The following is a 26,985-nucleotide window of genomic DNA, read 5'->3' as shown; positions in this document are numbered from 1 at the left end:
TTTAATCTGCTGCTGCGGCTTCCAGCGTCGCGATGTCGATCTTCTTCATCGTCATCATCGCCTCCATCGCACGCTTGGCCTTGGCGCGGTCGGGACTGGTCGTCAGTTCCATCAGCCGCTTCGGCGTGATCTGCCAGGAGAAGCCCCAGCGATCCTTGCACCAGCCGCAGGCGCTCTCCGCACCGCCGTTACCGACGATGGCGTTCCAGTAGCGGTCGGTCTCTTCCTGATCTTCGGTCAGCACCATCAAGCTCACGGATTCGTTCGCCTTGAAATTAGGGCCGCCGTTCAGGCCGAGGAACGACTGGCCGAGCAGCGTGAACTCGACGGTCAGTTCATTGCCTTCCTTGCCGCCGGGATAGTCGGATGCGGACGCATTCACCCGATCCACATGACTGTCCGGAAAGGTGGCGGCATAGAACTCCGCCGCCTTGCCTGCTTCGCCGTGATCGAACCACAGGCAGGTTACGAGTTTGGTCATATCTAATCTCCTCGGTTCTTGGTGTGGTGTTCGTGCGGCGCCTGCAAGTACGTAAACAAACCTGCTGGGGCGCCTCCTTCATCTGGTCAGCCGGGCGGCTCTGCAAAGGATCCGGTCCGCAGCGATCCGACGGGTCGATACGTGTTCATGAGTACGCCCGAGGAGGCGGCCTTCGTGCTGACGAGAGCCAGTTCGCGCGGGTCGACACTGTCCGAAAAGAAGCGCTTTCCCCGGCCGAGCAAGACCGGATAGACGAGCAGCAGGACTTCGTCGGCCAGCCCCTCTTCGAGCAGCACGGGCGTCAGCGTCGAACTTCCCCAGACGATCAGGTCAGCGCCGTCCTTTGCCTTGATCCGGCGAACGCCCTCGACGACGTCTGCTCCAAGATCCTCGACCGGCCCCCATTCGAGGCTGCCCGGCCTGTGGGTCGCGACATATTTCGTTGCGGCGTTCAAACTGTCTGCCATCGGATTGTTCTCGATCTTCGGCCAGTAGCCGCTCCAGATATCGTAGGTGCGGCGGCCAAGCAGCAGATCGAACGCCTTGCCGTGAGCTGCGACGATGGCCTCTCCCACGGCCGGATCGGAACGCGGCACGATCCACCCTCCAAGTTCGAAATCACCATCTCTGTCTTCGTCCGATCCGCCGGGCGCCTGGATCACGCCGTCCAGCGAGATGTGTTCGATGATCCTGATCTTTCTCATGGGTCTTCCAGCTATGTTCATTGTTTCGTAGCCCGAGGACGAACATGTGGCGCGTCTCCCGACAACCAACATATTTATTCGGCCACGGGATTTCGCGGCCCATGCGGACAGTTGAACACCGGGAGTGTTCTGGTAACTTCCCTCGCCGGAGGGAGTTGAACGCATGGAGCCCGCCACTGCAATCGAGGCGATCACCGGGGAACTCAAGGATGAGCCGGGCATAAGGGCGCTGTTCTTGAGCGGTAGCTACGGGGCGGGTCTCGAAGACGCGTATAGCGACATCGATTTCCTGATGGTGGCTGCCGACGGTCCCACGGACGAAGTTGCCAGACTTTGGCACAAGGCAGTCAGCCGCACGGGCGAGATCGTATTGTGGTGGGATCGGCTGGTCAGGCCGGTCCTGATCAATGCTATCACGCGCGACTGGTCGCGAACCGATGTCGTGATCCTGAAGCCCGACCAGATGGGCAGGCAGGCGAAGGACGGCTTGAAGGTTCTTTTCGATCACGATCGGATATTCGATACCCTGCCGGCATCTTCAAAGACGACCGGCCCGGACCCGCGACGTATGAAGTACCAGTTCGAAGAGTTCATCCGAATTCTCGGCCTCCTGCCACTTGCGATGGGCAGAGAGGAATATCTCAACGGCGTCCTGGGTGTGTTCCACCTGCGCAATCTTCTCGTGGACCTTCTCATCGAGGAAACCGGAGCACCCCATCGAGGCGGTGCGCTCCATCTGAACAGGCTGATCACCGACGAACAGAAGGAGGTTCTTGCCTCGCTGCCACCGCCAGTCCCGACAAGAGATATGTTGATAGCTGCCCATATGGCTTACGCAGCAGCTTACCTGCCGCGTGCTCGCAAGCTTGCCAAGCTGTGGGAGATCGACTGGCCGGAACGGTTTGAAGCGGTAACATGGGAGCGTCTTAAAGAGGCGCTGGAGATTGAGCCGCCCTTCGCCTCAACTTGATCTCAAGCGGATCAAGCAAAGGAAAGCTTCGAGCCCTGAGCAGACTTCGAGCTTTCAGCGCGTGGTCTTTAACCGACGAACGCCAGTGCGAAGATGCTGACAAGCCCGACGGCGCAACGTCCTCCCGTGTGAAACGTCCTCCCGTGCAACAAGCGGCGGGGCAATCATGGCCACTGCGCCATGCTCCCGACAGCTCATGCGCAAACTTCGCCAGAACGGCGTCAATGTCTGGAGGCCCCATATCGGCAAGAATTTGCGCGCCGATAGGGAAGAGCGCAGGCTGCCCGCGCCGTCCTGCAGTTCAGATCGCGAGATATTCGTGGCGCAGGCTCTCGTTCTCGAGCACTTCCCTGGCCGAGCCGCCGAAGACCAGCTCGCCAGTATCGAGAATGATCGCCCGATCGGCGATCTTCAGCGCGGCGACCGCATTCTGTTCAACGATGATCGTGGTGATACCGGCATTGCGCACTTCGATCAGAGCTTGCTCGATATCATGGCGAACCACCGGCGCGAGTCCCTCATACGGTTCGTCCAAAAGAAGCAGCTTGAGGTCGCGGGCCAGTGCACGGCCGATGGCGAGCATCTGCTGCTCGCCGCCCGAGAGCGTGGTGCCTTCCTGCCGGCGGCGCTCCTTGAGCCGCGGGAAAAGCTCGTATATGCGCTCGTATTCCCAGCCGATTTCACCTGAAATGCAGGCGAGATCGAGATTTTCCTCCACGGTCATGCCCGGTATGATGCGCCGGTCCTCCGGTACGAGCTGTATACCGTGGCGGGCTGCCTCGTAGGACTGCATCTCGTGGACGGGTTTGCCCTGCAGCCAAATCTCCCCATCGCGCAATTCCGGTGAACCGGCACGGGCGATCGTGCGCAGCGTCGATGTCTTGCCGGCGCCGTTGCGGCCGAGCAGCGCCAGGATCTCGCCTTCGTTGATGTCGAAGGAGATGTCCTGAACAATGTAGCTGTCGCCGTAAAAGGCCTTGATGCCGCGGACGGCGAAATACTGCGAGGTGGGATCGACGTTAAGGCTTTCAGTCTCGCTCAGCTGCTGCATGGCCATGTTCATACCTGTTCCTCCCCGAGATAGGCTTCCTTCACCTTCGGGTTGTTCTTGATCTCCTCGGGCGAACCTTGCGCGATTATGCGGCCGCCCGCCAGCACCGTGATGCGGTCGGCAAGCGAAAACACCACATGCATGTCATGTTCGATGATGATCTTGGTCATCCCGTTTTCCTTGATCTCCTTCAGCAGATCGATGGTTGCGTTTGTGTCGTGGCGCGCCATGCCGGCAGTCGGCTCGTCGAGCAGCAGCAGCTTGGGATGCTGGATCAGGCACATGGCAAGTTCCAGTCGGCGCTTGTCGCCGCGCGACAGGCTCGATGCCGGCGAGTGGATGTGGTACTTGAGCCCGACATTGGCGATCACCTCCTCCGCCTCGTCACGAATGGCGGTCTCGCCTGCGAATGCCGTGAAAGGGTTGAGGTTGAAGTAGCCGTCGCGCTTCGACAGCGCCGGCACCATCACGTTTTGCAGCACGGAGAGGTCGAGGAAGACCTCCGGCGTCTGGAAGACGCGCGCCACGCCCAGCTGGTTGATCTCGTGCGGCGCCTTGCCCGTAAGCGTGTTGCCGTCGAAGATGACCGCGCCGCGATCCGGCTTGATGCGGCCGACGCAGACGTTGAGCAGCGTCGATTTGCCGGCGCCGTTGGGGCCGATGATCGCGTGGGTCTCGCCCTGGCGCACGTCGAGATCGACATCGGAGAGCGCATGGAGGCCCGCGAAGCTCTTGTGGACGTCGTCGACGTGCAGCACCTTGTTGGGAACGCCGCTGCGGAAGCCCCGCTCGTCGGTGCCATGCGTTGCCATTTCAGCCACGGACATGTTTCAGCCCCTTTCCTGTACCGGTGATGTGGACGACATGGTGCGGCTCGCTGAGGACCTGCCGCTCGTGAGAGCCCGGCGCAGCCGCCGGAAGCCCTCCATCAGCCCGCCAGGCAGGAAGATCACGATGATCATGAACATCAAGCCGAGCGTCAGGTGCCAGCCCTCGCCCACGAACAGGGTGGCGAACTCGACGAAGAAGTCCTGCACCGGCCCCGGCAGCAAGGAGAAGGCATCGTGCAGAATGCCCTCGTTCCAGGACGAGACCTTCTGCTCGGCATATTTGATGAGGCCGGCACCGAGGACCGGACCAATGAGCGTACCCGCACCACCGAGGATCGTCATCAGGACCACCTCGCCGGACGCCGTCCACTGCATGCGCTCCGCGCCCGCGATGGGATCCGTGATCGAAAGAAGCGAGCCGGCAAGCCCGGCATACATGCCGGAGATGACGAATGCCGCGATCAGGTACGGACGGGTGTGGACGCCGGTATATTTCAGCCGGTTCTGGTTGGATTTGATCGCCTTTAGCATCATGCCGAAATTGGACCGCGAGATGCTGAGCGCGATAAAGAAGCCTATGATCAACAACACGGCGCAGAAATAGAAGCCGGGATAACCGCTCATCTTCATTCCGAACAGATTGGAGATCGGGATGCCGACCTCCTGGACGCCAAGCGCCTGGTCGATGATGCGTACGTCGCCGTCGCGCAGCGGGGTTTCAGCGCTCGCCCGGATGGCTCGCACCTGCAGACCCGTCTCGCCATTGGTGATCGGTGTGAATACGGAGTAGGCGAGGTTGTAGCTCATTTGCGCGAACGCAAGCGTCAGGATCGAGAAATAGATGCCGGAGCGCCTGAGCGACACGTAGCCGATGAGGAAGGCGAACACGCCTGCCACAGCGACCGAGAGGGCAAGTGCGGGAAGCACGTTCATCGTCAGCAGCTTGAAGGACCAGACGGCGGCATAGGAGCCGACGCCGAGGAAGGCGGCGTGGCCGAAGGACAGATATCCGGTCAGTCCGAACAGGATGTTGAAGCCGATCGCGAAGAGGCCGTAGATGGCGAATTTCTGCAACAGGTCCGGATAGGCGGCGCCGATGGGCTGCATCGTCCATGGCAGGGTCAGCACGACCGCCGCGAAGACGATCAAAAGCAGCCAGTCGGAGCGTGAGAGCGTTCGAAGCATTTGGTCAGTCCTCCGCCACGCCGGGACGGCCCATCAGGCCGCGCGGCAGGGTAAGCAGCACGATCACTGCGACGAGATAGATGATGATCTGGTCGATCCCGGGCAGGATGGACTTGATCGCAGTCATCGAGGCGAAGCTCTGCAGGATGCCCAGCAGGAATCCCGCCAGCACCGCGCCACCAAGCGAGCCCATGCCGCCCACGACGACGACGACGAAGGACAGGACCAGGAAGTCCATGCCCATGTGATAGTCGGGCGGCAAAATTGGCGTGTACATCGCGCCCGCGATTCCGGCCACGGCGGCGGCCAATCCGAACACGATGGTGAAACGACGCTGAATGTTAATTCCCAGAAGGCCGACGGTTTCGCGGTCGTGCATGCCGGCACGAACCACCATGCCGAACGTCGTGAACTGCAGAAAGGCGAAGACGGCGAAGATGACAACTGCCGAAAACAGGAAATATATCAGCCGCCACCAGGGATAGATCAGGTTGTCGCCGAGCCCGAGCCACGCTCCGACGTTCGCCGCGCCCGCTACGATATCGGGTGCAGGCTGGGGAATTGGGTTGGCGCCGAAAAAGTGCCGGACGATCTCCTGAAGGACGATCGCGAGACCGAACGTCACCAGGATCTGATCGGCGTGCGGCCGCTTGTAGAAATGCTTGATGAGGCCGCGCTCCATCGCAATGCCGACGATCGCCATGACGACGACGGCTAGAAGGATGGAGATCGGAACAGACCAGTCGAGCAGGAAACCCGCGACCTCCGGCCCGAACCACTGTTCGAGATAGGGAACCTGCTCCACGAGCGGCTTGCCCAGAAAGTTCGTTTCCGTCTCGCTCACCCTTTCGAAGGAGATGTTGAGGAGGCGGTTCAGCGTCACCGCGCAAAAGGCGCCAAGCATGAACAGCGCGCCGTGGGCGAAGTTGACGACACCCAGGGTGCCGAACACCAGGGTGAGGCCAAGTGCGATCAGCGCATAGGCGCCGCCCTTGTCCAGCCCGTTGAGTATCTGGAGAAATATTGCATCCATATTCGACAACCAAACAATCTGCGGCCGCGTCGATCGCGGCAAAGCGGCATGTCACCACCGGCCGCGGACGGCAGCCGGTGGTGAAGCACCTATTGGAGGAGACTAGACGCCATCGTTGTAGGGGCCAAGTTCGCCGCCGAGCAGCTCGGGCGGATACTCGACCTGCTCCCTCGGCGTGATCTCGACGACCTCGAGAAGGTCGAACTTGGAGTCCGGGTTCTCCTTGCCCTTCACGACCAGCACGTCCTTGAAGCACTGGTGATCGGCTTCGCGATACAGGACCGGGCCGTTGCCGAGGCCGTCGAACTCGAAGCCTTCCAGCGCCTTGCCGACTTCCGAAGGCTGGAATGTGCCGGAGCGCTGGGCGGCGTCGGCATAGAGCAGCGTCTGGCAGTAGCAGGTATGGGCGGCCTGGGACGGCGGGAAGCCGTACTTCTCGCCGAAGGACTTCACGAAGGCTTTGGAGCCTTCGTCCTGCAGCGACCAGTGCCAGTTGGTCGAACCGAAGATGCCCTTCACGTTTTCGCCCGCGCCTTGGGCCATCAGGCGCGAATACAGCGGCACGACGATGACGAAGTCCTTGCCGTTTACCTGCTTGTCGCGCAGGCCGAACTGAACGGCCTGGGTCAGCGAGTTGACCATGTCCTTGCCGTAGTGGTTGAGGACCAGAACGTCCGCGCCCGAATTGAGAACCGGTGTCAGATATTGAGAAAAGTCGCCGGCACCCAGCGGCGTGCGCACGGCGTCCACGGTCTCCCAGCCAAGCTGCTCCGTATATTTCTTGATCGAGCCTTCCTGGGACCAGCCCCAGGTGTAGTCTGCGGTCAGGTGGTAGGCCTTGCGGTCGGTGCCGTAGGCATTCTTCAGCACCGGGGCAAGTGCGGCGCCCGTCATCTCGGTGTTGAAGAAGTGACGGAAGCCATTGGCGCGCTTGTCCTTGCCGGTGGTGTCGTTGGAGTGGGTGAGGCCGGCCATGAAGATGACGCCGGCCTCCTGGCAGAGCCCCTGCACCGCGATCGCCACGCCCGACGACGAACCACCGGTGATCATGACGGCGCCGTCATTCTCGATCATGCGCTTGGCCGATGCGCGGGCGGCATCCGACTTGGTCTGCGTATCGCCGGTCACGAAGGCGACCTTCTTGCCGTTGACGCCGTTGCCCTCGAGCGCCTTGGAGGAGAAGGTGTTGAGCATGCCCCCGTCACCTTCTCCGTTCAGATGCTCGACCGCGAGCTGGTAAGCGCGCAGTTCGTCCGCCCCTTCGTCGGCATAAGCGCCCGTCTGCGGCACGTTGAAGCCGAGCGTGACGGTGTCACCCTCCGGCGCGTTGCGGTAGTCCATGCTCTGTGCAAACGCGCCCCTAGAAAAGAAATACGGCGTCGCAAGCGTCGTCACGCCGGCGGCCGCGCCTATTTTCAGGATCTTGCGGCGGTTCGGATTTCGGAAAGTCATCAGGTTCCTCCCTTGGAATTGCAAGTGGGTGCGCTGCCGGTTCGGCGACACGCAGCCTTCCGTGAACCTGCCCGCTTGTCGTAAACATGGCAATAAGCCTTTGGTTTAACAATATTTTTTTGTTAATAATTTTACTGCTATGGCGTTGTATCTGTAATTAATTATCATTGTGCAGGGAGGAAGGCATGGCGCAGAAGCTGACTGGTCTGAAAATCCGCGCGCGCCGCAAGGAACTGGGCCTGACCCAGGCCGATCTGGCGCGGCACGCCGGTATTTCCGCGCCCTATCTCAACCTGATCGAGGGTAACCGGCGCCCGGTGGGCGCCGCGCTTTTGAAAAGGATCAGCGCCGAACTCAATGTCGATGTCGCGCAGCTCGACGGGGGCGCCGAGCGCCGGCTGGTGCAGGCACTGGAGGAACTGGCGGCCGATCCGCGATTCGCGGATCCGAACAGCACGCGCGGCAACGCGGAAGACCTCGTCGGGCGGCATCCGGGCTGGAGCGAACTCATCCTTGGCCTGTTCCGGGCATACGAAGACCAGCGGCAGGCCGTGCTGGCACTTGCCGACCGGCTGAACCACGATCCTTTCCTGGGCGAAAACGTGCACCAGATGCTGACCAACGCGACCTCGCTGAGTTCGGCTGCCGAGATCCTGGCGGGCGGCAGTCTCTCGGAAAAGGAGCAGCGGCGATTCGGCGCGATCGTGCAGAGCGACGTCGCCAGGCTGTCGGCCACCGCGCGGGCGCTGCTCGGTTTTTTCGACAGCGCGGAAATGCGCGTCCGCTCGGCGACGCCGAGCGAGCATGTGGACGCCTTCATTCTCCAGGAAAACAATCACTTCCCTACGCTGGAGGCCCTTGCCAAGGATTATCTGCAGGCGCCGTCACGGGACGGTTTCCGCGACGTCTCTCCTATGACGGACGCGCCCGATGACACGCCGGAGACACAGCGTTTTGCGCTGGCGAAGAGGACCGCTCGACGGATCGGCAGCGAGGCGGTGGGCGAAATCGTGCACGGGCATTCCGCACTGCCATCGGAGGATTCGCGGCGTCTCGCGGAGGCGGCGATCTACAGCTATCTGGCCGGTGCGATTCTGATGCCCTACGAGCCGTTTCTGGAGGCCGCCGAGCGGCATCGCTACGACATCGATGCCTTGTGTCGCCGGTTCGGCGTTTCCTATGAGCAGGCGGCGCATCGACTGGCCACGCTGCGCAGGCCTGGCGCGGAAGGCGTGCAGCTTGCATTCATGCGTTCCGACGTTTCGGGCCATGTGACCAAGAGGCTGCCTCTGCCGGGACTGCCGCTGCCGCGCTATACGACTGCGTGTTCGCTATGGGCCATCTACAGCGCCTTTCAGACGCCGGGAATCACGGTGCGGCAATACGGCGAGCTGCCGTCGGGCGACCGGTTTCTGTTCTTCGCCCGGGCTGTCGACAAGATGCCGGCGCGCATCGGTTACCCGCGCAAGCTTTTGTCGGTCATGATGGCCTGTCCGGCGAATGAGGTCGGCCGCGTGGTCTATGGCGACGGGCTCGACCTGGAGAAAGCCGCCGTATCGATAGGCACCGTTTGCCGCCTTTGCCGGCGCGAGGATTGCGGTTATCGTCAGGAGGAGCAACTGATCGCCGGTCCGGCTTTATCGGACAAAAGGCGCATGTCCGACGCCAATCATTCCTGATAACAATGGGCGAGCCGTGGGGAGGGTAGGTGTTTGTCGTCCAATCGTATTCTGGTCGTGGAAGACGAGCCGAACATCGTCGAATCACTCCGCTTCATCCTGGAGCGGGTGAATTACGACGTGGAGTCGGTGTCGAACGGACTCACGGCGCTGGAACAGATGCGGAAGCAGGCTTTCTCCGCCGTTGTGCTCGATATCATGCTCCCCGGCATGAATGGGCTCGATGTGCTACGCACCATGAGGGAGGACAGCAGGCTCTCCAAGCTTCCGGTGATCGTGCTTACTGCCAAGGGTCAGGCGCAGGACCGGAAAGCCGCCGAAGAGACCGGTGCTAATGCCTTCATTACAAAGCCTTATTCCAATGCCGAAGTGGTCAAGCAGGTCGAGAAATTCGCAAGACGGTAAGACGGACCGCTTCGAGGCCGGTTCGCGCGGCGTCAGGGACGCAGCCTCCATGCTGCCCTTTATCGCGATCATACTGCTGTTTCCTCCGATTATCCTGATCTTCTCCAAGCCCGTGGCGCTCTTCGGCCTTCCGCTTATTGTCGTTTACCTTTTTGCGGTCTGGGCAGTCGTGATCGCTGCCGCCTTCCTGTTGTCGTTGCGGCTCGGCAAGCCCGACCCGGCAGACAACGAGCCGGGCTGATGCTGCCGACCGATCTCGTCATCTTCGTCTGCCTCGGCTACGTGGCGATCCTGTTCGCCGTCGCCTTCGCCGGCGACCGGCGCGCGCGGCGCGACCCTTCCGGTTGGCTGTCCTCGCCGCTTGTCTATACACTGTCGATCTCTATCTACTGCACGTCGTGGACGTTCTTCGGCGCGGTCGGTTCGGCGGCGCGCAACGGCTTCGAGTTCCTGACGATCTACCTCGGCCCAACCGTTGTCTTCGTCGGCTGGTGGGTCTTCCTGCGCAAGCTGGTGACGGTCGGCCGCGTCTATCACACGACGTCCATCGCCGACCTGATCTCCGCGCGTTTCGGCAAGGACCCCACGCTGGGCGCGCTCGTCACCATCATGGCGATGGTGGTGACGGCACCGTATATCGCGCTGCAGCTTCAGGCGCTGACGTCGAGCTTTCAGGTCATCACCTTCCATGCCGGGGCGGTAACGGCCGCCAATACCAGTCTGGAGCCCGACTTCACGACCGCCTTCTGGCTGGCGGTCGGGCTGTGCGTGTTCTCGATCATTTTCGGCGTACGCAATATCGACGTGAATGAGCGCCATCACGGCGTCATCGCTGCGATCGCGGTTGAGGCGGTCATCAAGTTCATCGCGCTTCTGGTCGTCGGCTTGTGGGTCGTCTTTGCGATACAGGGCTCGCCGGCGGCGGTCTTCGAAAACGCACCAGACAATCTCGTCGCCCCTGATGATACATTCGGCCTGCGCTGGATCACGCTGTGCTTCCTGGCGGGCGCGGCCGTCATCTGTCTGCCGCGGCAGTTCCAGGTGACGGTGGTGGAGAACTCCAGCGAGAGCCAGATCAGAACGGCTTCATGGCTGTTTCCGCTCTATCTGTTCCTCATCTGCCTGTTCATCATCCCTATCGCGGTGACGGGCCTCACCCAGCTTCCGGAAGGCTCGAACCCGGACCTCTTCGTGCTTACGCTGCCGCTGAACGCCGATCAGGACATGATCGCGCTGCTTGCCTTCCTGGGCGGATTCTCGTCGGCCACCTCCATGGTGATCGTGTCATCCATCGCGCTGTCGACGATGATCTCGAACCATCTGGTCATGCCGCTTGCGCTGCGGTTTTCGATCGCGCCTGCGGCCAGCCCGGATGCGATGCGGAGCTTCATTCTTGGTGTGCGGCGCGCCAGCATCGTGTTCATCGTCTTCCTGGGCTTCCTCTATTTCTTCCTCAGCGGTGCATCCGACGCGCTGGCAGCCATCGGTTTGATCTCGTTCTGCGGCGTGGCGCAATTCCTGCCGAGCCTAGTGGGCGGTCTCTTCTGGCGCAACGCTACGCACGGCGGCGCGCTCGCCGGCCTCGTTGCCGGTTTCACGCTCTGGGGCTACACATTGTTCCTGCCGAGCTTCGGCGGTGCCTTCCTGATGCCCGAGAGCGTGATCCTTCATGGCCCGTGGGGAATCGATTGGCTGAAGCCGCAGGCGCTGTTCGGGCTGGAGGGCGTGGACCCGCTTGTTCAAGCGACATTCTGGAGCCTGTTTGTCAACGCAGCGCTGTTCGTGTGCGTGCCCATGTTCTCGGAACCGACGCCGTTGGCGCGCTACCAGTCACGGCTCTTCGTCGACGTGTTCCGCCACCAGGCAGATTCTGAACTCTCGGTCATGCGGCGCACGGCGCGCATCGCCGACCTGAAGCACATCGCCAACCGCGTATTGGGCGCGCAGGAAGCATTCGCCCTGTTCGCAACAAAAGGGATCCCCGGCCGCCGTTCGGTGATCGCCAGCGACGAACTGATCTCCGAAGTCGAGCAGCGGCTGGCTGCCAATGTCGGCGCCGCGACCGCGCGCACGCTGGTGTCCAGCGTGGTCACCAGGGAGACGATCAGCGTCGAGGAACTCAAACGGCTAGCCGATGAAACCGAGCAGATCCGCGCCTATTCAGCGGAGCTGGAACGCAAGTCACGCCAGGTGGAGGTGACGGCTGCCGAACTGGCCCGCGCCAACGATCAACTGCGCCAGATCGACCTGCAGAAGGACGAGTTCTTGAGCCAGGTCAGCCATGAGGTGCGGACCCCCATGTCATCGATACGCTCCTTCAGCGATATCCTGCTGTCCGATCCGCAGCTCGATCCCGAGCGAAAGCAGAGATTCCTGCGCATTATCCAGAACGAGAGCATCCGGCTGACCAAGCTGCTCGACGGCATTCTCGACCTCAACCAGCTCGAGAACGGTGATGTGGAGTGGGAGGTCGAGTACTTCGACCCGAACAGCGCGCTCGACCAGGCGATAGAAAGCTGCGAGGCGCTGGCGAGCGCGGCGGGCGTGAAACTGACCCGCAAGGGCAAGGTGCCTCGCTGCCGCGTCAGCGGCAATCGCGACAAGCTCGCACAGGCGTTCATCAACCTGATCTCCAATGGGATCAAGTACAACACGAGCGCGAATCCGATTGTGACTGTCTCGACTTCCCTCCGCCGGGGCGTCTATGAGGCCTGTGTCGCAGACAACGGGCCCAGCATTCCAGAATCAGAGCGGGAGCGCATATTCGTCCGTTTCGCACGGGGGCCAATGCCGCGCAAGGTGGGCGCCGGGCTCGGGCTCGCGATCAGTCGCCAGATCGTGGAACGGCTGGGCGGCAAACTTGCGCTGGCCGACAGCAAGAGCGGAGCGCAGTTTGTGATAACCCTGCCGGCAACCAACCGCTCCCCACGAGGCGATCGGTAGGAAAGCGGCACGTGCCGGCGCTGCCGTAGCGTGCACAGGAAGCGGAAGACCCAGGGAGTTCTGCCTGCCCTTGGTCCCTGATACCGCCGCTTCCACGCTGCCCGAAACCTCGATTGTCAATCGTTCACATGGCTTCCTCTGCATCGCGCAGATTCAAATAATAGCGCGTGTAGCGGCGCTCTCCCGTTCTGGTGAGGGCGCCGATCCCGACCAGCTCGTGCCGATCACGCGTGGCGGTCGCCCGCGATGTCCAAGTTATACATGTCTGCTTTCTAGACTTTACGGACTACAGCAGTCAGACCGCTTCCCACACCGAAGCCGACATCAGATTGTCACGCAATTTGGCTAACCCGCCGAGCATGACAAAATATGATGCCTATGTGATTTGCACTTCACCCCGCAGTGGCAGCACGCTGCTGTGCAGGCTGCTGGCGGCGACGAGTGTTGCCGGAAACCCCGCGTCCTACTTTCACCGCCCGTCGGTCGATGAATGGGCGGCAAAGCTCGGTGTCGCACCAGAAGAAGCGGCGACCGAGCGGGAGGTTCTCAAGGCGGGTTTCCGAGCCGCCGTTCTCAAGGGAAGCAATGGCACGGGAATATTCGGGCTGCGTCTGCAAGCACACAGTTTCGGGTTCTTCCGTGAGAAATTGGCCGTTCTGTACCCGGAGGAGCTTTCCGATACCGAGCGCTTCCGGCGGGCCTTTGGGGCAACCTTGTTCGTGCATTTGACGCGGCCCGACAAGATCGAACAGGCCGTATCTTATCTGAAGGCCCAGCAAACCGGCCTTTGGCATATGGCGCCGGACGGCACGGAGTTGGAACGGCTCGCCCCGCATAAAGAGCCGTCCTACGACAGCAACGAGATCCAAGCCTGCGCCGAGACGATGGCGGTCTACGATGACGACTGGAATCACTGGTTCGCAAGCGAAGGGATCGAGCCGGTCTGTATCACTTATGACGATCTGTCTGCCGATCCGCTGGAAATCCTGCGATATCTTCTGGACTGTCTAGGGATCGACCGTGCCGCCGCGGACGGTATTGAGCCTAGTGTGAAGAAGCTGGCCGACAGCACGAATCAGGACTGGGTAGCGCGGTATCGATCCGAGCAGGTTTCAATCTGAACCCGGGCGGCCGAGCGCCCGCTCCACAAACCGGCTATTCCGCACTGGGAGGTGCTAGAAGCCTTTGAAAAGTCTGGTCGGAGTGGCAGGATTTGAACCTGCGACCCCCTCGTCCCGAACGAGGTGCGCTACCAGGCTGCGCTACACTCCGTGACCCGACGGCGGGCTTATAGCGGCGATGCCTTTCCTCCGCAAGCCGAAACCTGCAGCGCCGGGCGTTGTTTTGGCCGCACAAAGGGCCGCTGCAACGCGTGGAATCCGACGGTCAGTAGGGGCTTTCGACATTCCCCGTTTCCACATAGACAGACTTGATCTGCGAATAGTGGGCGAGGGCCGCGAGGGCGTTCTCGCGGCCGATGCCGGAGTTCTTCACGCCGCCGAACGGCAGTTCCAGCGGGGTCAGGTTGTAGGTGTTGATCCAGCAGATGCCGGCTTGCAGGGCATCGGCCACGCGGTGGCCGCGCGCCAGGTCGGCGGTGAAGACGCCGGCGGCCAGGCCGAACTCGGTGCCGTTGGCGCGGGCGACGGCTTCGTCCTCGTCGCGGAAGGTGAGGACGGACATTACGGGGCCGAAGATTTCCTCGCGGGCGATCCGCATATGGTCCTCGACATCGGTGAAGATCGTGGGCTCCACATAGAAGCCGTTCTCGAAGCCTTGCAGGCTTGGCGCCCCGCCGCCCAGATGGAGCGTCGCGCCTTCCTGCTTGCCTATCTCGATATAATCGAGCACCCGCTGGCGCTGGTCCTGCGAGACGAGGGGGCCGAGATGGGTGTCGGGATCGAGCGGGTCGCCCAGCCTGATCTTGCGCGTACGCTCCGTCAGCTTCTCCATGAAGCGGTCGCGAATGCCTTCCTGCAGGAAAACGCGGGTTCCGTTGGAGCAGATCTGGCCGGTGGAATAGAAATTGCCGAGGATGGCGCCGCCGACGGCGTTCTCCACGTCGGCATCGTCGAAGACGACGATGGGCGACTTGCCGCCAAGCTCCATCGTGCCCTGCTTCATGTGGCTGCCGGCGAGCGCCATGACCTTCTTGCCGGTGGCAACGGACCCGGTGAGCGAGACCTTGGCGGTCGCCGGATGCGAGATCAGCGCTTCGCCCGCCTCGCGCGCGCCCTGAACCACGTTGAAGAGGCCGTCCGGCAAACCGGCCTCGGTGAGGATTTCGGCCAGCTTCAGTGCCGATAGGGGCGTGTTCTCGGACGGCTTGAAGATCATGGCGTTGCCCATGGCGAGCGCCGGGGCGGCTTTCCAGGCGGATATCTGGATGGGATAGTTCCACGCGCCGATGCCCACGCAAACGCCGAGCGGCTCGCGCTTGGTATAGCCGAAGGCGCCGCCGCCGAGATCGACGTGATCGCCGCGCTCGGCGGCGATGACGCAGCCGTAGAACTCCAGCGCCTCGGCGGCCGAAGCGGCGTCGGCTACGAGGGTTTCCTGCAGCGCCTTGCCGGTGTCGAGGGTTTCCAGACGCGAAAGCTCCTCATTGCGCTCGCGCAGGATTTCCGCCGCCCGCCGCAGCACCCGGCCGCGCTCGATCGGCTTCACCTTCGCCCAGGCGGCTTGCGCGGACCGCGCCGCCTCGACGGCCAGTTCGACGATATTGGGAGTGGCCAGGTGAAGGCGGGCGATCGTCTCGGCGGTCGCCGGATAGAGGACGTCGAGCGCCGGCCCCTGCGTGTCCTCCACATAGGCGCCGTTGATGTAGTGCGAGGCTGTCGGTTGGGCGCGCATGGCCGCTCCTGATGTTGACGTCAGTAGGTTACAGCGTCCTTCGAGCGTTCGATAGGACGCTCGGCGCTGTCGCGGTCCGAAACCCGCCAATGCGGGTTGATCCACGGTTCCTGATTTGAAGGGGGAAGGGGCGTCTTGTCCAGGATGAGGTCCGCCGCCTTCTCGCCCACCATGATCGACGGCGCGTTGAGATTGCCGTTGGTGATGCGCGGGAAGATCGAGGAATCGGCCACCCGCAGGCCCTCGACGCCGATCACCCTCAAGGCGGGATCGACCACGCTCATCGGATCGTCGGCGGCGCCCATGCGGCAGGTGCCGCAGGGATGGTAGGCGCTCTCGACATGTTCGCGGATATGGTCGTCGAGGGCTTCGTCGGAAACGGCGTCGTCGCCCGGCGAAAGCTCCCTGCCGGCGTAGGGCTTGAAAGCTTCCTGCGAAAAGATTTCCCGGGTGAGGCGGATGCAGTGGCGGAAGTCGGCCCAGTCGTCCTCATGCGCCATGTAGTTGAAAAGGATCTTCGGGGCATCCTTCGGGTCGGGCGAGGCGAGACTGATGTGGCCGCGAGATTTCGAGCGCATCGGCCCGACATGGGCCTGGAAGCCGTGGGCCTTGGCCGCCGCCTTGCCATCGTACCGGATGGCGACCGGCAGGAAGTGGTACTGGATGTCGGGATACTCGATGCCGGCGCGCGAGCGGACGAAGGCGGCGGCCTCGAAATGATTGGACGCGCCGTGGCCGTTCTTGAACAGGAGCCATTGCGCCCCGATGAGCGCCTTCGAGAACAGGTTCAGGCTCGAGTAAAGGGTGATCGGCTGGCGGCATTCCTGCTGGACGTAGAGCTCCAGATGGTCCTGGAGGTTCTGGCCGACACCCGGCCTGTCGGCCACCACGTCAATGCCGAGACGCCGCAATTCGCCGGCCGGCCCTATGCCCGAATGCAGCAGGAGGGCGGGGGAGTTGATTGCGGAGGCGGCGACGATGACCTCGCGCTTTGCCTTAACGAGTTGAATCTTTTTGCCAGCTTCGATCTCGACGCCTGTCGCACGTTGATTCTGTATGGCAATCCTGCGGACGAAACCTCTGACAAGACTCACGTTTCGGCGCTTCAGCGCCGGCTTCAGATAGGCATTGGCCGCGGACCAGCGGCGACCCTTGTGGATCGTCTGCTCCATGGCGCCGAAGCCTTCCTGACGGGAGCCATTATAGTCCTCGGTGGTCCCGAAGCCGGCTTCGCGCCCGGCTTCGATGAAGGCCTTGTAGAGCGGATTGATGCGCCTGCCATGTTGCACATGCAGCGGCCCATCGGTTCCCCGCCAGCCGTCTTCGCCGTGGTGCGCGTGCTCCATGCGTTTGAAATAGGGCAGCACGTCGGCGAAGGACCAGCCGTGCGCGCCGCTCGCCGCCCAGTGGTCGAAGTCGCGCGCATGGCCGCGCACATAGACCATGCCGTTGATCGAGGACGAGCCGCCGATCACTCTGCCGCGCGGCGTGGCGAGGCTGCGCCCGCCAAGATGCGGCTCGGGCTCGGTGCGATAGCCCCAGTCGTAGCGCGACATGTTCATGGGGAAGGAGAGGGCGGCCGGCATCTGGATGAAGGGGCCGAAATCACTGCCGCCGGCCTCGGTGACGATCACCGAATGGCGGCCGTCCTCCGACAGCCTGTAGGCGAGCGTGCACCCGGCCGAGCCGGCGCCGACGATCACGTAATCGGCTTCGAGCGGCATGTTCATGAGGACCTCTCCGCTTTCACCTGTAGCTCCAGATAATCCTGTACCAGGGCGCCTGCCGAGGCTGCATCGGGGGGGCCGTCCTTGAGCGCGCGGCGGATATAGAGCCCGTCTATCAGGGCGGCGATGCCCTCGGCGGCGCGCCGGGCCACGGCATCCGCCATGAGCGGCCGCAAAGCATAAAGAAGGTTCGAGTGAAGCCGGCGCGCATAGATTCTGAGCAGCCGCCGCAAGGGAGTGCTGTGCTGCGCCTCCACGTAAAAGGCAAGCCATGCCGAAACGATCTCGGGCTGGAACTGCTTGGGCGAGAAGTTGACGGCGATCACCGCCTCTACCCGCTCGATTCCCTGCTTCCCGGCCACGGCCCGGCGCAGATCACCGCCAAGCTCTGCAAGGACGTGGCGCATGGCGGCGTGGAGCAGATCTTCCTTGCCGCCAAAATAATGATGCGCGAGGGCCGTGGACACGCCAGCGCGTCCGGCGATGTCCGACATGGTGACGTCGAGGGAACCACGCTCGCCGATGGCGAGTATGGCGGCATCGATAAGCGCGCGGCGGCGTATGGGTTCCATTCCGATCTTGGGCATGACCTCGATATAGTTTTGATTGACTGATCAATCAAGAAAAAAGATTTGGCGTGAGTGCTGCGTTGCGATAGAAGGTTCATTGTTGAACAAATAGCCGTCTCGCATAGGCGAGGTTTTGTGCTATGTAACAGCCCACAGCGCCTTGTATTCTTCGGGCGTACACAAGGACGCCGTGGGTATTGAATCTGTGGATCGCGCTTTCGGAAAGACCGGTTCCGGTTTTCCTGCCGATGCTGCGGCACGAGGAGGAAGTCATGACGGCAAGCATAGTCGGCTGGGCGCATTCGAAGTTCGGCAAACTTTCGGACGAGACGCTGGAAGGTTTGATCGTGAAGGTGGCCGGAGAAGCCATCGAACATGCCGGCATTGGCCCGGAAGACGTCGACGAAATCGTGCTCGGCCATTTCAATGGCGGCTTCTCCGCCCAGGATTTCACGGCAAGCCTCGTGCTGCAGGCCGATGACCGGCTGCGGTTCAAGCCCGCAACGCGTGTGGAGAACGCCTGCGCCACCGGTTCGGCTGCCGTCCGCCAGGGCCTGCGGGCTATCGACGCCAACGCGGCGCGCATCGTGCTCGTGGTCGGCGCCGAACAGATGACGACCACGCCCGGCCCCGAGGTCGGCCGCAACCTGCTCAAGGCGTCCTATCTGCCGGAGGAGGGCGATATTCCCGGCGGTTTCGCCGGTGTTTTCGGCCAGATCGCCGCCGCCTATTTCCAGCGCCATGGCGACCAGTCCGACGCTCTGGCGCGGATCGCCGCCAAGAACCACAAGAACGGCGCCAGCAATCCGCTGGCCCAGATGCAGAAGGATCTGGGCTACGAGTTCTGCCGGCACGAGAGCGAGCGCAACCCCTTTGTCGCCGGCCCCTTGAAGCGCACGGACTGCTCGCTCGTGTCCGACGGCGCGGCGGCCATCGTGCTGGCCGACACGCAGACGTCGCTGTCCATGCGCCGGGCGATCGCCTTTCGCGCGAACGAGCATGTGCAGGACTTCCTGCCCATGTCGAAGCGCGACATATTGGCATTCGAAGGCTGCGGTCAGGCCTGGAGCCGGGCGCTGAAGCGCGCCGGCATCACTATCGACGAGCTGTCCTTCGTCGAAACCCATGACTGCTTCACCATTGCCGAACTGATCGAATATGAGGCCATGGGGCTGGCCAAGCCCGGCGAAGGCGCGAGGGTGGCGCTCGAAGGCCAGACGGAAATGGGCGGGCGCCTGCCGGTGAACCCATCGGGCGGGCTCAAGGCAAAGGGGCATCCCATCGGTGCGACCGGTGTTTCCATGCACGCGCTGAGCGCTATGCAGCTTGCTGGCGAAGCAGGCGGAATACAGGTTCCCGACGCCGCACTGGCCGGCATCTTCAACATGGGCGGCGCGGCAGTGGCGAACTACGTGTCGATCCTCGAACGGATCAAGTAGGCTGAATTCCGGACGGGCCGCGCTAACCTTTGTCCTGCGTGGCCGCCACGGCTGTTTGAGGCCAGAACGCAACGCGGCCGAAGCCGGGGAGGAGGAGCGCCGGGTCGTGAAAGTCGGCGCCGGCCACGAGGCCGAACAGGTTGAATTCCACCCCCCATCGGCTGGCCGCAACGCCCACCAGACCACCCAGCGACAAACGGATCCCGCCGCGCGCGCGGTCATAGGCAAAAGACGCCCAGTCGGGCTGATAGTCGCGGCCGATGGCGTTCGATGGCATGGTGGCGCCGAGATCGGGCACGTTGCGCAGCACATGGGCGACGAAGGAGTTGGAGTTCGGCCCCGGCCAGATCGAATAGTCACCCTGCGCCGCATAGGGGTAGGCGGCGACGGCTTGCCGGACGAGGGGAATGAGGCTTTTTGCCTGGTCGCCCGAGATGGCTTTCACCAGATAGGGCGGGTTTGAATACCAGCGGCCATCGGGCGGATAGGCATTGCGGCGGATCGGGCTGCCCCAGCCGACCTTGTCATAGCGCTCATAGACGCCGCCTTCCTCCTTGAGCACGATCCACGTGTGAACCGAGAGCGCGCCCTTCAGACCACCGGTGCGGGCGGCGAGCACATAAATGACCGGTGCGGGCGACAATTCGGCCGCCGTAAGCAGGCCCGACGCGCTCCAATCGGCCGTGCGCCAGGAGGTCGGACGCTCCTTTATGGTCCACCATGCTCCGAACAGCAGGACGGGCAGGATGAAAAGGCCGAAAATAATCGCGATCGTGAGCTTGATTTTCCGCACGGCGCCCGTTCTTTTCCACACCCGACAAGACGAAGCTGAACCCAGCGCAGCATAGTGGTGAGACAATGGCAAATCCCGTTCTGGCGGCAAATCCCATTCTGGCGGCAAATCCCGTTCTGGTGGAAGTGACGCGCGGTAAAATTATCGAGAGCCACCATCGCGGCGCTGTCGCTGTCTTCGACGCGGACGGCAAGGCGGTGCTGGAGATCGGCGACACGGGGCGACCGGTCTTTCCGCGTTCGGCGGTGAAGGCGATCCAGGCGCTGCCATTCGTGGAGAGCGGCGCTGCCGATGCATTCGGCTTCGGCGACCGCGAGATCGCGCTGGCCTGCGCCTCCCATTCGGGAGAGCCCGAACATGTCGCGCTGGCCCTTTCCATGCTCGAACGCGCCGGCCTCGGAGAGGAAGCCTATGAGTGCGGCGCGCACTGGCCGACGCAGCAGGAGGCAACGGTCAAGCTGGCGCAGGGCGGCGGCGCGCCCGGCGCGGCACATAATAATTGCTCGGGAAAACATGCGGGCTTTCTCTGTACCTGCCGGCACATGGGCATCGACCACAAGGGCTATGTCGCCCATGGCCATGCCGTCCAGGAGGCTGTGCGTGAGGCGATGGAAGCAGTGACGGGCGCCGCCCATTCGACCGATCTAAGCGGCACGGACGGCTGTTCCATCCCCACCTATGCCGTGCCGCTGGAAAGCCTGGCCAGCGGCTTTGCCCGGTTGGCCACGGGCAACGGTCTGGGCCCCGAACGCGCCCGCGCAGCTCGCCGGATCATCGCGGCCTGCATGGCGGAACCGTTCTTCGTCGCCGGCACGAAGCGCGCCGACACGGTGATGATGCAGATGGGGAAGGGCCGGATCTTCACCAAGATCGGGGCCGAGGGCGTCTATTGCGCTGCCATTCCCGAACGCGGCCTGGGCATCGCGGTCAAATGCGACGATGGCGCCGCACGCGGTGCTGAAGTCACGGTCGCGGCCGTCCTGGCAGGGCTGTTGGGAAAGGACGACCCGCTGGCCGCCGAACTGGACGGGCTGGTGCGCCCGACATTGAGGAACTGGCGCGGCATTGAAGTAGGCGGGCTACGCCCGGCGGCAGCGCTGACGGAGACCATGGCTTAGGTTATTCGGGGCTTAGGGTATCCGGGGCCTCGGATATCTGGTTGCCGGCCACCGTCAGATGCGCGAAGCCGCTGGCGCTTCCGTTCGCCAATTCCCCGGTGGCGGCATCGGCCCAGCGGTAGCCGACGATGGCTCCGCGCTCGCTTTCCGAGATGACGTTATCGGAGATGACGGCCGACCCGGAGCCTTCGACGACGGATACGGCAATACCGGTTCCCGATCTGCGGATGACGTTGCCGGTGGCCGCAACGTTGCGCAAGAAGGGGCCCCAGCCCAGATGCATGCCATAGGTCGGCGCGTTCTCGATAACGTTGCCGGTGGCCGTGCAGTCGGCTTCCACCGTTATGCCGGTGCCGAAACCCGGGGCGCCGGTCTCGTATGGCCCCGTCTTCGACAGGTTGCGGACGAGGTTGCCGGTGCAGGTGGCGAGCCGTCCGCCTTCGTTAAAGTTGACGATGGAGACGCCGTTCGCCGCGCCGTCGACGATGTTGTTGGCGATCACCGCACCTTCGAAGGAGAACTCGCTGTAGATCGCGGTCTCGCCCGAGTGCAGGCACTGGTTGCCGATCACCTGGAGATTGCTGCCGCCATTGGAGCGGATGGCCGAGAATGCGCAGGCGGATACGTGGTTTCCCGAGATCGATACATCGCCCGCGCGATAGACATTTATGCCATTGCCGAACTGGCCGGTGCCGCCCTGGTCGGCCCGAATATGGGCGATGCGGTTGCCGGTGACCCGCGTGCCGTCGGCGCCATGCGCGCTGCGATGAACGAGAATACCGCCATTGGCGCAGTGGCGCACGTCGTTTCCGGCGATGTCGAGCGTGCCGGCGTCGACGCTGAAGATGCCGATATCGGCGGCGTGCTCTATTCGTGTCCGCCGGATGCGGCCGGAGGCGCGCTCGAGCGCGATACCGCTCCTGCCACTGTTGACGACGGCGCAGGAGGCGATGTCGAGCGCCTCTACGCCGCGCAGATCGAGAAGCGCGTTGGCTCCGCCCGAAAACCAGCGATGGGCGCCGTCGAAGGTCAGTCCCGCCAGATGAAGGGCGCCGATATCATCGCCCCGAAAGATGGGGCCGTCGCCCGCCGGCACGAGCCGGGTGGCACCCTCGATCCCCATGAGCCTCGTGCTGCGCGGCAGAAGAATGCCGGAAACCAGGTAGGTGCCGGGCGGCAGGAAGATGGGCTGGTCGCTGGAAGAAGCCTGCTCCAGCATGGCGGAAAAGGCACGGGACTGATCGCCGGCTGCGTTCGGTCGGACGCCGAAGGCCTCGGCGCTTGCGGCACCGGTGGCGGACATAGCCGCCGCGGCCGGGCTTTGGGCCATGGCCCAGCCCGAGACACCGAATGCCACACCGGCTGTAAGGAATCTGCGTCTGTTCAATTCCGGCACATCCCGTTCGCTGCGCATAGGGGTGACGCAAGGGCTGTGCCGCTAGATATCATGCGTCCCGGTTCGTCGGAGCCGTGAAGTCGTGAAAGAACGCTGCCGCGCCTGCCTCGTCGATTTCGCCGGCTGCAATATCCATGACGAACCTGTAGACGAGTCCATTATCCGCCGTCATGCGCCGACCATTCAACAACAGGAAAGTACCGGCTGCGACGATAGCCGTTCTCTTGTTGCCGTCAACGAAAGCGTGATTCCGGGCCAAGCCGAAGACATAGGCGGCGGCAAGATCCCAAATGTCGGGTTGACCGTAGGCGGCTTTATTTTCGGCCCTGGCGAGGGCCGACTCCAGTGCATTTTCGTCACGCAGCCCACGGGCTCCGCCGTGGCGGCGCAATTGTTCGTCGTGCATGGCTTCAACCGCGAGCCGGGTAAGAAAAACCCAACTCATTCGGCGAGCTTTTGCAACGCGACCTTGTACTGATCCATGATCTCCTGGGCGGCTTCGAGCTGCCGGTCGAAGTGCTGGTCTGCGGCAGTCAGGCTGATGCCCTGGTCATTTTCATGCAGAACCAGCTGGTCGCCCGACTTCAGATTATGCCGCTCCAGCACCTCCCTGGGCAGGATAACGCCTTCGGAATTGCCGATCTTTCGGATGGTGACGTTCATGGCTGACTGCCTCGTTTCGGAGTATGTTATAACACAAGATATAACATGGAGGCGGAGACTTCAAGACGCCGCGCGCTCTTCGTCGGCCAACAGACCGTCGAGCAGGCGCACGGCGGCCTCGGGGATGACCGTCCCGGGCGGGAAGATTTCCATAGCGCCGGCTTTGCGAACCGCTTTGTAGTCGTCCGGAGGAATGACGCCGCCGGCAACGATCATGATGTCGCTTCGGCCTCGCTTGTCCAGCGCCTCCCGCAACTCGGGAATGAGCGTCAGATGGCCCGCTGCAAGCGAGGAAGCGCCGACGATGTGCACGTCCTTCTCGTCGGCAAGTTTGGCAACCTCGTCCGGCGTCTGGAACATGGTGCCGACGGTGACCTCGAACCCCAGATCGCCGAAAGCGGTGGCGATGACCTTCTGGCCGCGGTCGTGGCCATCCTGGCCGATCTTGGCGATCAGGATGCGCGGCGGTGTGCCCGTCTTCTCCTTGAAGGCTTCGGCAAGTCCCTGGGCGCGGTCCACGGCAGCGTTCTCGCCAATCTCCTTGCGATAAACTCCGGAAATGGTGCGTACATCGGCAACGTGTCGGCCGAACACCTTTTCGAGCGCCAGCGATATCTCGCCGACCGTTGCCTTGGCGCGGGCGGCGCGGATGGCGAATTCGAGGAGGTTGCCGCCTTCCGCCGCCGCTTTTGTGAGCGCTGAAAGCGCCGTCTCGACATCGCCGACATTGCGAGTGCCCTTGAGCTGCTGCAGCTTGGCAAGCTGGCGCGCGCGCACCTCGGCATTGTCGACCTTGAGCACGTCCACTTCCATATCCTGCGAGGGCCGGAACCGATTGACCCCGACGACCACCTGCTGGCCCGAATCGATGCGCGCCTGGGAGCGCGCGGCGGCTTCCTCGATCCGCATCTTCGGCACGCCCTTTTCGATCGCCGCAGCCATGCCGCCGAGGCTCTCGATCTCTTCGATATGAGCCAGCGCGCGCGCGGCGAGGTCGTGGGTCAGCCGCTCCACGAAAGCCGATCCGCCCCAGGGGTCGACGATCTGCGTGGTGCCCGATTCGAGCTGGAGAACGAGCTGCGTGTTGCGGGCGATGCGGGCGGAATGGTCGGTCGGCAGCGCCAGCGCCTCGTCGAAGGAATTGGTGTGCAGCGACTGCGTGTGCCCCTGCGTCGCGGCCATGGCCTCGATCATGGTGCGCATGATGTTGTTGTGCGGATCCTGCGCCGTCAGCGACCAGCCGGATGTCTGGCAATGGGTGCGCAGGGACAGGGAGCGCTGGTCCCTTGGCGAAAAGTTCCGCTTGATGAGTGCCGCCCACAGCATGCGCGCCGCCCGCATCTTGGCCACTTCCATGAAGAAGTTCATGCCGATAGCCCAGAAGAAGGAAAGGCGCGGCGCGAAGCGGTCGATGTCGAGACCGGCGGCAATGCCGGCGCGGGCATATTCGATGCCGTCGGCGATGGTGTAGGCGAGCTCCAGATCCGCCGTCGCACCGGCTTCCTGCATGTGGTAGCCGGAAATCGAGATGGAGTTGAATTTCGGCATGTGCTCCGTCGTGTAGGCGAAGATGTCCGAAATGATCCGCATCGATGGCTTGGGCGGGTAGATATAGGTGTTGCGGACCATGAACTCCTTCAGAATGTCGTTCTGAATGGTGCCCGCGAGTTGCTTCTGGTCGACGCCCTGTTCCTCCGCCGCGACGATGTAGAGCGCCATGATCGGCAATACGGCGCCGTTCATGGTCATGGAGACCGTCATCTGATCGAGCGGGATGCCGTCGAAGAGCTGGCGCATGTCGAGGATCGAATCGATGGCTACGCCGGCCATGCCGACGTCGCCGGCCACCCGCGGGTGGTCGCTGTCATAGCCCCGGTGGGTGGCAAGATCGAAGGCGACGGAAAGGCCTTTCTGGCCGGCGGCCAGATTGCGCCGGTAGAAGGCGTTCGATTCCTCGGCCGTGGAGAAGCCGGCATATTGGCGAATGGTCCACGGGTGGCGGACATACATGGTGGGGTAGGGGCCACGAACGAACGGGGCGAAGCCTGGAAAGCTGTCCAGGAACGGCAACCCCTGCAGGTCAGCCTCACCATATCGACGCCGGACGGCAATGCCCTCCGGCGTTTCTCGGGTCTCGCCGGATGGCGATTTTTCGGAGGCCGGTGAAGGCGGCGACCAGTCGATCCGGGAAAAGTCGGGAATCACGCCGCCACCCTAGTCGCCGGCCGAAGCAAGCGCTTCGTCAATCCTGACGGCAGACAGCTTCTCGCATGAGACCGCGCCGTCGTCCGGCATGGGTTGGCGGCTGGCCTTCAGGATGTTGATCGGCCGCTCCTTTTCGGTGCGATAGACCGTGGTGCCGACGATGGCGCGCGCCCCATCGGCATATTTGACCTGCCGCCGGGCGCGGGCTTGCATAACGCGCTTTTGGATATGGCCGTTGGCCAAGCTGCGCAGGACACCGCCTTCGGACTCGATGCGACGGAACTCCTCCCATGCCTTCTCGCACAGGCCTGCCGTAAGCGATTCGATGGCGCCGGAACCCGCGGCCGGATCGGCGACGAAATCCAAATGGCTTTCGCCCGACAGAAGAAGCTGCGTGTTGCGGGCAAGCCTGCGGGCGAAGCCATCCGGCAGGCCGTGAGTGATCGTATGCGGCAGGACCGCAATCGAATCGGCTCCTCCCGCGGCAGCGGCGAAGGCGGCGATGGTCGAGCGGAGTATGTTGGTCTCCGGATCGCGCCGCGTCATCATCCGGTAGGATGTCTCGGCGTGGATCGTGACTGGAGAAGGCTCTATCGAGCATGTCTCCAGCATACGCGCCCAAAGCTTCCGCACGGCCCGTATCTTGGCCATGGACAGGAACTGGTTCTGGTCGACGCTGGTTGCAAAGCCGATATGCGGCGCGGCGTAGACCAGCGGCTGGCGGGCCTGCTCGAACATGCGCAGGTGGGAGACCGCCGAGGAAAGCATGATGCCCAATTCCTGAGCCTCGGTCGCGCCGGCATTGTGGAAGACGCGCCCGTCCGCCTCAAGAAGAACGCCCGGCAGCGCCAGGGCGAAGAAGCCTGCCAGCGATTGCGGCATGGAGGCTTCCAGCGCGTCTATCGACATGCGCAGCCTGCCCGTGCCGGCAAAAAGGGACGCCGGATCTATGCCGAAGGAAAGCGAAAGCTTTTGCGGATCGACGCGCCGACCCTGGAGGAGATGGGCCACCCAGTCGATGGAGGCGCGGCTTTGCGGATGCACGTCGATGCGCAGCCGCACATCGCGCAACGGGATGTCGGCGAGCACCGCTTCCAGCGCCTGCGGCCCTGACGGCAGGCCATAGCCGAACGCATTGGGCGCGCCGGCAAAGATCAGGGACAGGCCGGTCGCGCCCTGTTCCAGGTCTTCGCGCGCCTGGACATTGGCCCGCGCCTCGTCGGGATCGTCGATGCGCTGGATGATCGTCCAGGGAACGGAGGGCTGAACGCGCGGCAGCGCCTGTGCGCCTTCGGCTCGATCGTAGAGCGGCGCCACACTTATCCCGTCGTCCGTTTCATGCGATAGCGCCGCCATGCCCGCTTCGTCACCGAGCGATTTCGACACGAGCGAGAGCCACTGTTCCCTGTCAACCTTGGGGAAATCCGCCCTGGTCAGGACCGTGCGATCCATTCTGCCTCCTCAACACCCACGGCTAATTGAACAGAGA

At 63.0% G+C, this 26,985-nt stretch carries 24 protein-coding genes and 1 tRNA gene; 8 read left to right on the top strand and 17 right to left on the bottom strand.

Going from position 1 to position 26,985, the window contains the following annotated elements:
• Position 1: 1 nt before the first annotated feature.
• Positions 2-481: a VOC family protein gene (locus tag N1058_RS01540; RefSeq protein ID WP_265515712.1), complete on the bottom strand. Its 480-nt coding sequence runs from the start codon at positions 479-481 to the stop codon at positions 2-4.
• Positions 482-567: 86 nt separating this feature from the next.
• On the bottom strand, positions 568-1,185 hold the full coding sequence (locus tag N1058_RS01535; protein WP_265515711.1) for a dihydrofolate reductase family protein: 618 nt from the start codon (positions 1,183-1,185) through the stop codon (positions 568-570).
• A 163-nt stretch (positions 1,186-1,348) separates the two neighbouring features.
• Here N1058_RS01535 and N1058_RS01530 point away from each other — a divergent pair, with 163 nt between their 5' ends.
• Entirely contained in the window at positions 1,349-2,155 is an 807-nt protein-coding gene (locus tag N1058_RS01530) for a nucleotidyltransferase domain-containing protein (protein ID WP_265515710.1), read from the top strand.
• Positions 2,156-2,456: 301 nt separating this feature from the next.
• On the opposite strand, the gene N1058_RS01525 is transcribed toward N1058_RS01530, so the two are convergent.
• From N1058_RS01525 to N1058_RS01505, 5 genes are all read right to left on the bottom strand, one after another.
• The gene (locus tag N1058_RS01525; RefSeq protein ID WP_265515908.1) at positions 2,457-3,212 is read right to left on the bottom strand and encodes an ABC transporter ATP-binding protein; all 756 of its coding nucleotides are present in this window, start codon (positions 3,210-3,212) and stop codon (positions 2,457-2,459) included.
• Between the two features lie 2 nt (positions 3,213-3,214).
• Positions 3,215-4,018, bottom strand: a complete 804-nt coding sequence (locus tag N1058_RS01520; protein WP_265515907.1) for an ABC transporter ATP-binding protein — start codon at positions 4,016-4,018, stop codon at positions 3,215-3,217.
• An 18-nt stretch (positions 4,019-4,036) separates the two neighbouring features.
• Positions 4,037-5,221 (bottom strand): branched-chain amino acid ABC transporter permease, encoded by a 1,185-nt coding sequence (locus N1058_RS01515; protein WP_265515709.1) that lies wholly within the window; start codon positions 5,219-5,221, stop codon positions 4,037-4,039.
• 4 nt (positions 5,222-5,225) lie between these two features.
• Positions 5,226-6,254: a branched-chain amino acid ABC transporter permease gene (locus tag N1058_RS01510; protein WP_265515708.1), complete on the bottom strand. Its 1,029-nt coding sequence runs from the start codon at positions 6,252-6,254 to the stop codon at positions 5,226-5,228.
• A 102-nt stretch (positions 6,255-6,356) separates the two neighbouring features.
• A complete protein-coding gene (locus N1058_RS01505) occupies positions 6,357-7,706 on the bottom strand; it encodes a substrate-binding protein (protein ID WP_265515707.1) in 1,350 nt (449 codons plus the stop codon).
• A 185-nt stretch (positions 7,707-7,891) separates the two neighbouring features.
• Here N1058_RS01505 and N1058_RS01500 point away from each other — a divergent pair, with 185 nt between their 5' ends.
• The 5 genes from N1058_RS01500 (at position 7,892) to N1058_RS01480 (ending at position 13,854) form a co-directional block, all read left to right on the top strand.
• A complete protein-coding gene (locus N1058_RS01500) occupies positions 7,892-9,385 on the top strand; it encodes a helix-turn-helix domain-containing protein (protein WP_265515706.1) in 1,494 nt (497 codons plus the stop codon).
• A 33-nt stretch (positions 9,386-9,418) separates the two neighbouring features.
• Positions 9,419-9,790 carry a response regulator transcription factor gene (locus N1058_RS01495; RefSeq protein WP_265515705.1) on the top strand — a complete coding sequence of 124 codons (372 nt, stop codon included), beginning with the start codon at positions 9,419-9,421 and terminating at the stop codon, positions 9,788-9,790.
• 49 nt (positions 9,791-9,839) lie between these two features.
• Complete coding sequence (locus tag N1058_RS01490) at positions 9,840-10,031, top strand: hypothetical protein (protein WP_265515704.1); 192 nt, start codon at positions 9,840-9,842, stop codon at positions 10,029-10,031.
• Positions 10,031-12,733, top strand: coding sequence for an ATP-binding protein (locus N1058_RS01485; RefSeq protein WP_265515703.1), 2,703 nt, complete (start codon positions 10,031-10,033; stop codon positions 12,731-12,733). The genes N1058_RS01490 and N1058_RS01485 overlap by 1 nt, the downstream gene beginning before the upstream one ends.
• Before the next feature lie 230 nt (positions 12,734-12,963).
• Positions 12,964-13,854, top strand: a complete 891-nt coding sequence (locus tag N1058_RS01480) for a Stf0 family sulfotransferase (protein WP_265515702.1) — start codon at positions 12,964-12,966, stop codon at positions 13,852-13,854.
• 74 nt (positions 13,855-13,928) lie between these two features.
• Here N1058_RS01480 and N1058_RS01475 read toward each other — a convergent pair.
• From N1058_RS01475 to betI, 4 genes are all read right to left on the bottom strand, one after another.
• Positions 13,929-14,005, bottom strand: a tRNA-Pro gene (locus N1058_RS01475).
• A 114-nt stretch (positions 14,006-14,119) separates the two neighbouring features.
• Entirely contained in the window at positions 14,120-15,586 is a 1,467-nt protein-coding gene (gene betB, locus N1058_RS01470) for a betaine-aldehyde dehydrogenase (RefSeq protein WP_265515701.1), read from the bottom strand.
• Positions 15,587-15,606: 20 nt separating this feature from the next.
• Complete coding sequence (betA, locus tag N1058_RS01465; protein ID WP_265515906.1) at positions 15,607-17,310, bottom strand: choline dehydrogenase; 1,704 nt, start codon at positions 17,308-17,310, stop codon at positions 15,607-15,609.
• Between the two features lie 2 nt (positions 17,311-17,312).
• On the bottom strand, positions 17,313-17,900 hold the full coding sequence (gene betI, locus N1058_RS01460; protein WP_265515700.1) for a transcriptional regulator BetI: 588 nt from the start codon (positions 17,898-17,900) through the stop codon (positions 17,313-17,315).
• Between the two features lie 254 nt (positions 17,901-18,154).
• Between betI and N1058_RS01455 the strand changes: the two genes are divergently transcribed.
• Positions 18,155-19,321 (top strand): acetyl-CoA acetyltransferase, encoded by a 1,167-nt coding sequence (locus tag N1058_RS01455; protein WP_265515699.1) that lies wholly within the window; start codon positions 18,155-18,157, stop codon positions 19,319-19,321.
• A gap of 22 nt (positions 19,322-19,343) precedes the next feature.
• On the opposite strand, the gene N1058_RS01450 is transcribed toward N1058_RS01455, so the two are convergent.
• Positions 19,344-20,114, bottom strand: coding sequence for a DUF3750 domain-containing protein (locus N1058_RS01450; RefSeq protein WP_265515698.1), 771 nt, complete (start codon positions 20,112-20,114; stop codon positions 19,344-19,346).
• 65 nt (positions 20,115-20,179) lie between these two features.
• Between N1058_RS01450 and N1058_RS01445 the strand changes: the two genes are divergently transcribed.
• Positions 20,180-21,232, top strand: coding sequence for an asparaginase (locus N1058_RS01445; RefSeq protein WP_265515697.1), 1,053 nt, complete (start codon positions 20,180-20,182; stop codon positions 21,230-21,232).
• A gap of 1 nt (position 21,233) precedes the next feature.
• Here N1058_RS01445 and N1058_RS01440 read toward each other — a convergent pair whose 3' ends face one another.
• Genes N1058_RS01440 through N1058_RS01420 form a run of 5 tightly spaced genes read right to left on the bottom strand, consistent with a single transcriptional unit; the run spans position 21,234 to position 26,948 of the window.
• Positions 21,234-22,619, bottom strand: coding sequence for a TIGR03808 family TAT-translocated repetitive protein (locus tag N1058_RS01440; protein ID WP_265515696.1), 1,386 nt, complete (start codon positions 22,617-22,619; stop codon positions 21,234-21,236).
• 58 nt (positions 22,620-22,677) lie between these two features.
• Positions 22,678-23,073: a type II toxin-antitoxin system death-on-curing family toxin gene (locus N1058_RS01435; protein ID WP_265515695.1), complete on the bottom strand. Its 396-nt coding sequence runs from the start codon at positions 23,071-23,073 to the stop codon at positions 22,678-22,680.
• Positions 23,070-23,291 (bottom strand): AbrB/MazE/SpoVT family DNA-binding domain-containing protein, encoded by a 222-nt coding sequence (locus N1058_RS01430; RefSeq protein WP_265515694.1) that lies wholly within the window; start codon positions 23,289-23,291, stop codon positions 23,070-23,072. The genes N1058_RS01435 and N1058_RS01430 overlap by 4 nt, the downstream gene beginning before the upstream one ends.
• Positions 23,292-23,351: 60 nt before the next feature.
• Positions 23,352-25,496, bottom strand: coding sequence for a methylmalonyl-CoA mutase (scpA, locus tag N1058_RS01425; protein WP_265515693.1), 2,145 nt, complete (start codon positions 25,494-25,496; stop codon positions 23,352-23,354).
• A 9-nt stretch (positions 25,497-25,505) separates the two neighbouring features.
• Positions 25,506-26,948 (bottom strand): methylmalonyl-CoA mutase family protein, encoded by a 1,443-nt coding sequence (locus N1058_RS01420; RefSeq protein WP_265515692.1) that lies wholly within the window; start codon positions 26,946-26,948, stop codon positions 25,506-25,508.
• Positions 26,949-26,985: the final 37 nt, after the last annotated feature.

Origin of the sequence: Nitratireductor luteus (assembly GCF_026162365.1) — a bacterium.
In the GTDB taxonomy this organism is placed as follows: domain Bacteria; phylum Pseudomonadota; class Alphaproteobacteria; order Rhizobiales; family Rhizobiaceae; genus Chelativorans; species Chelativorans luteus.
This window is presented reverse-complemented; position numbering and strand designations above follow the sequence as displayed.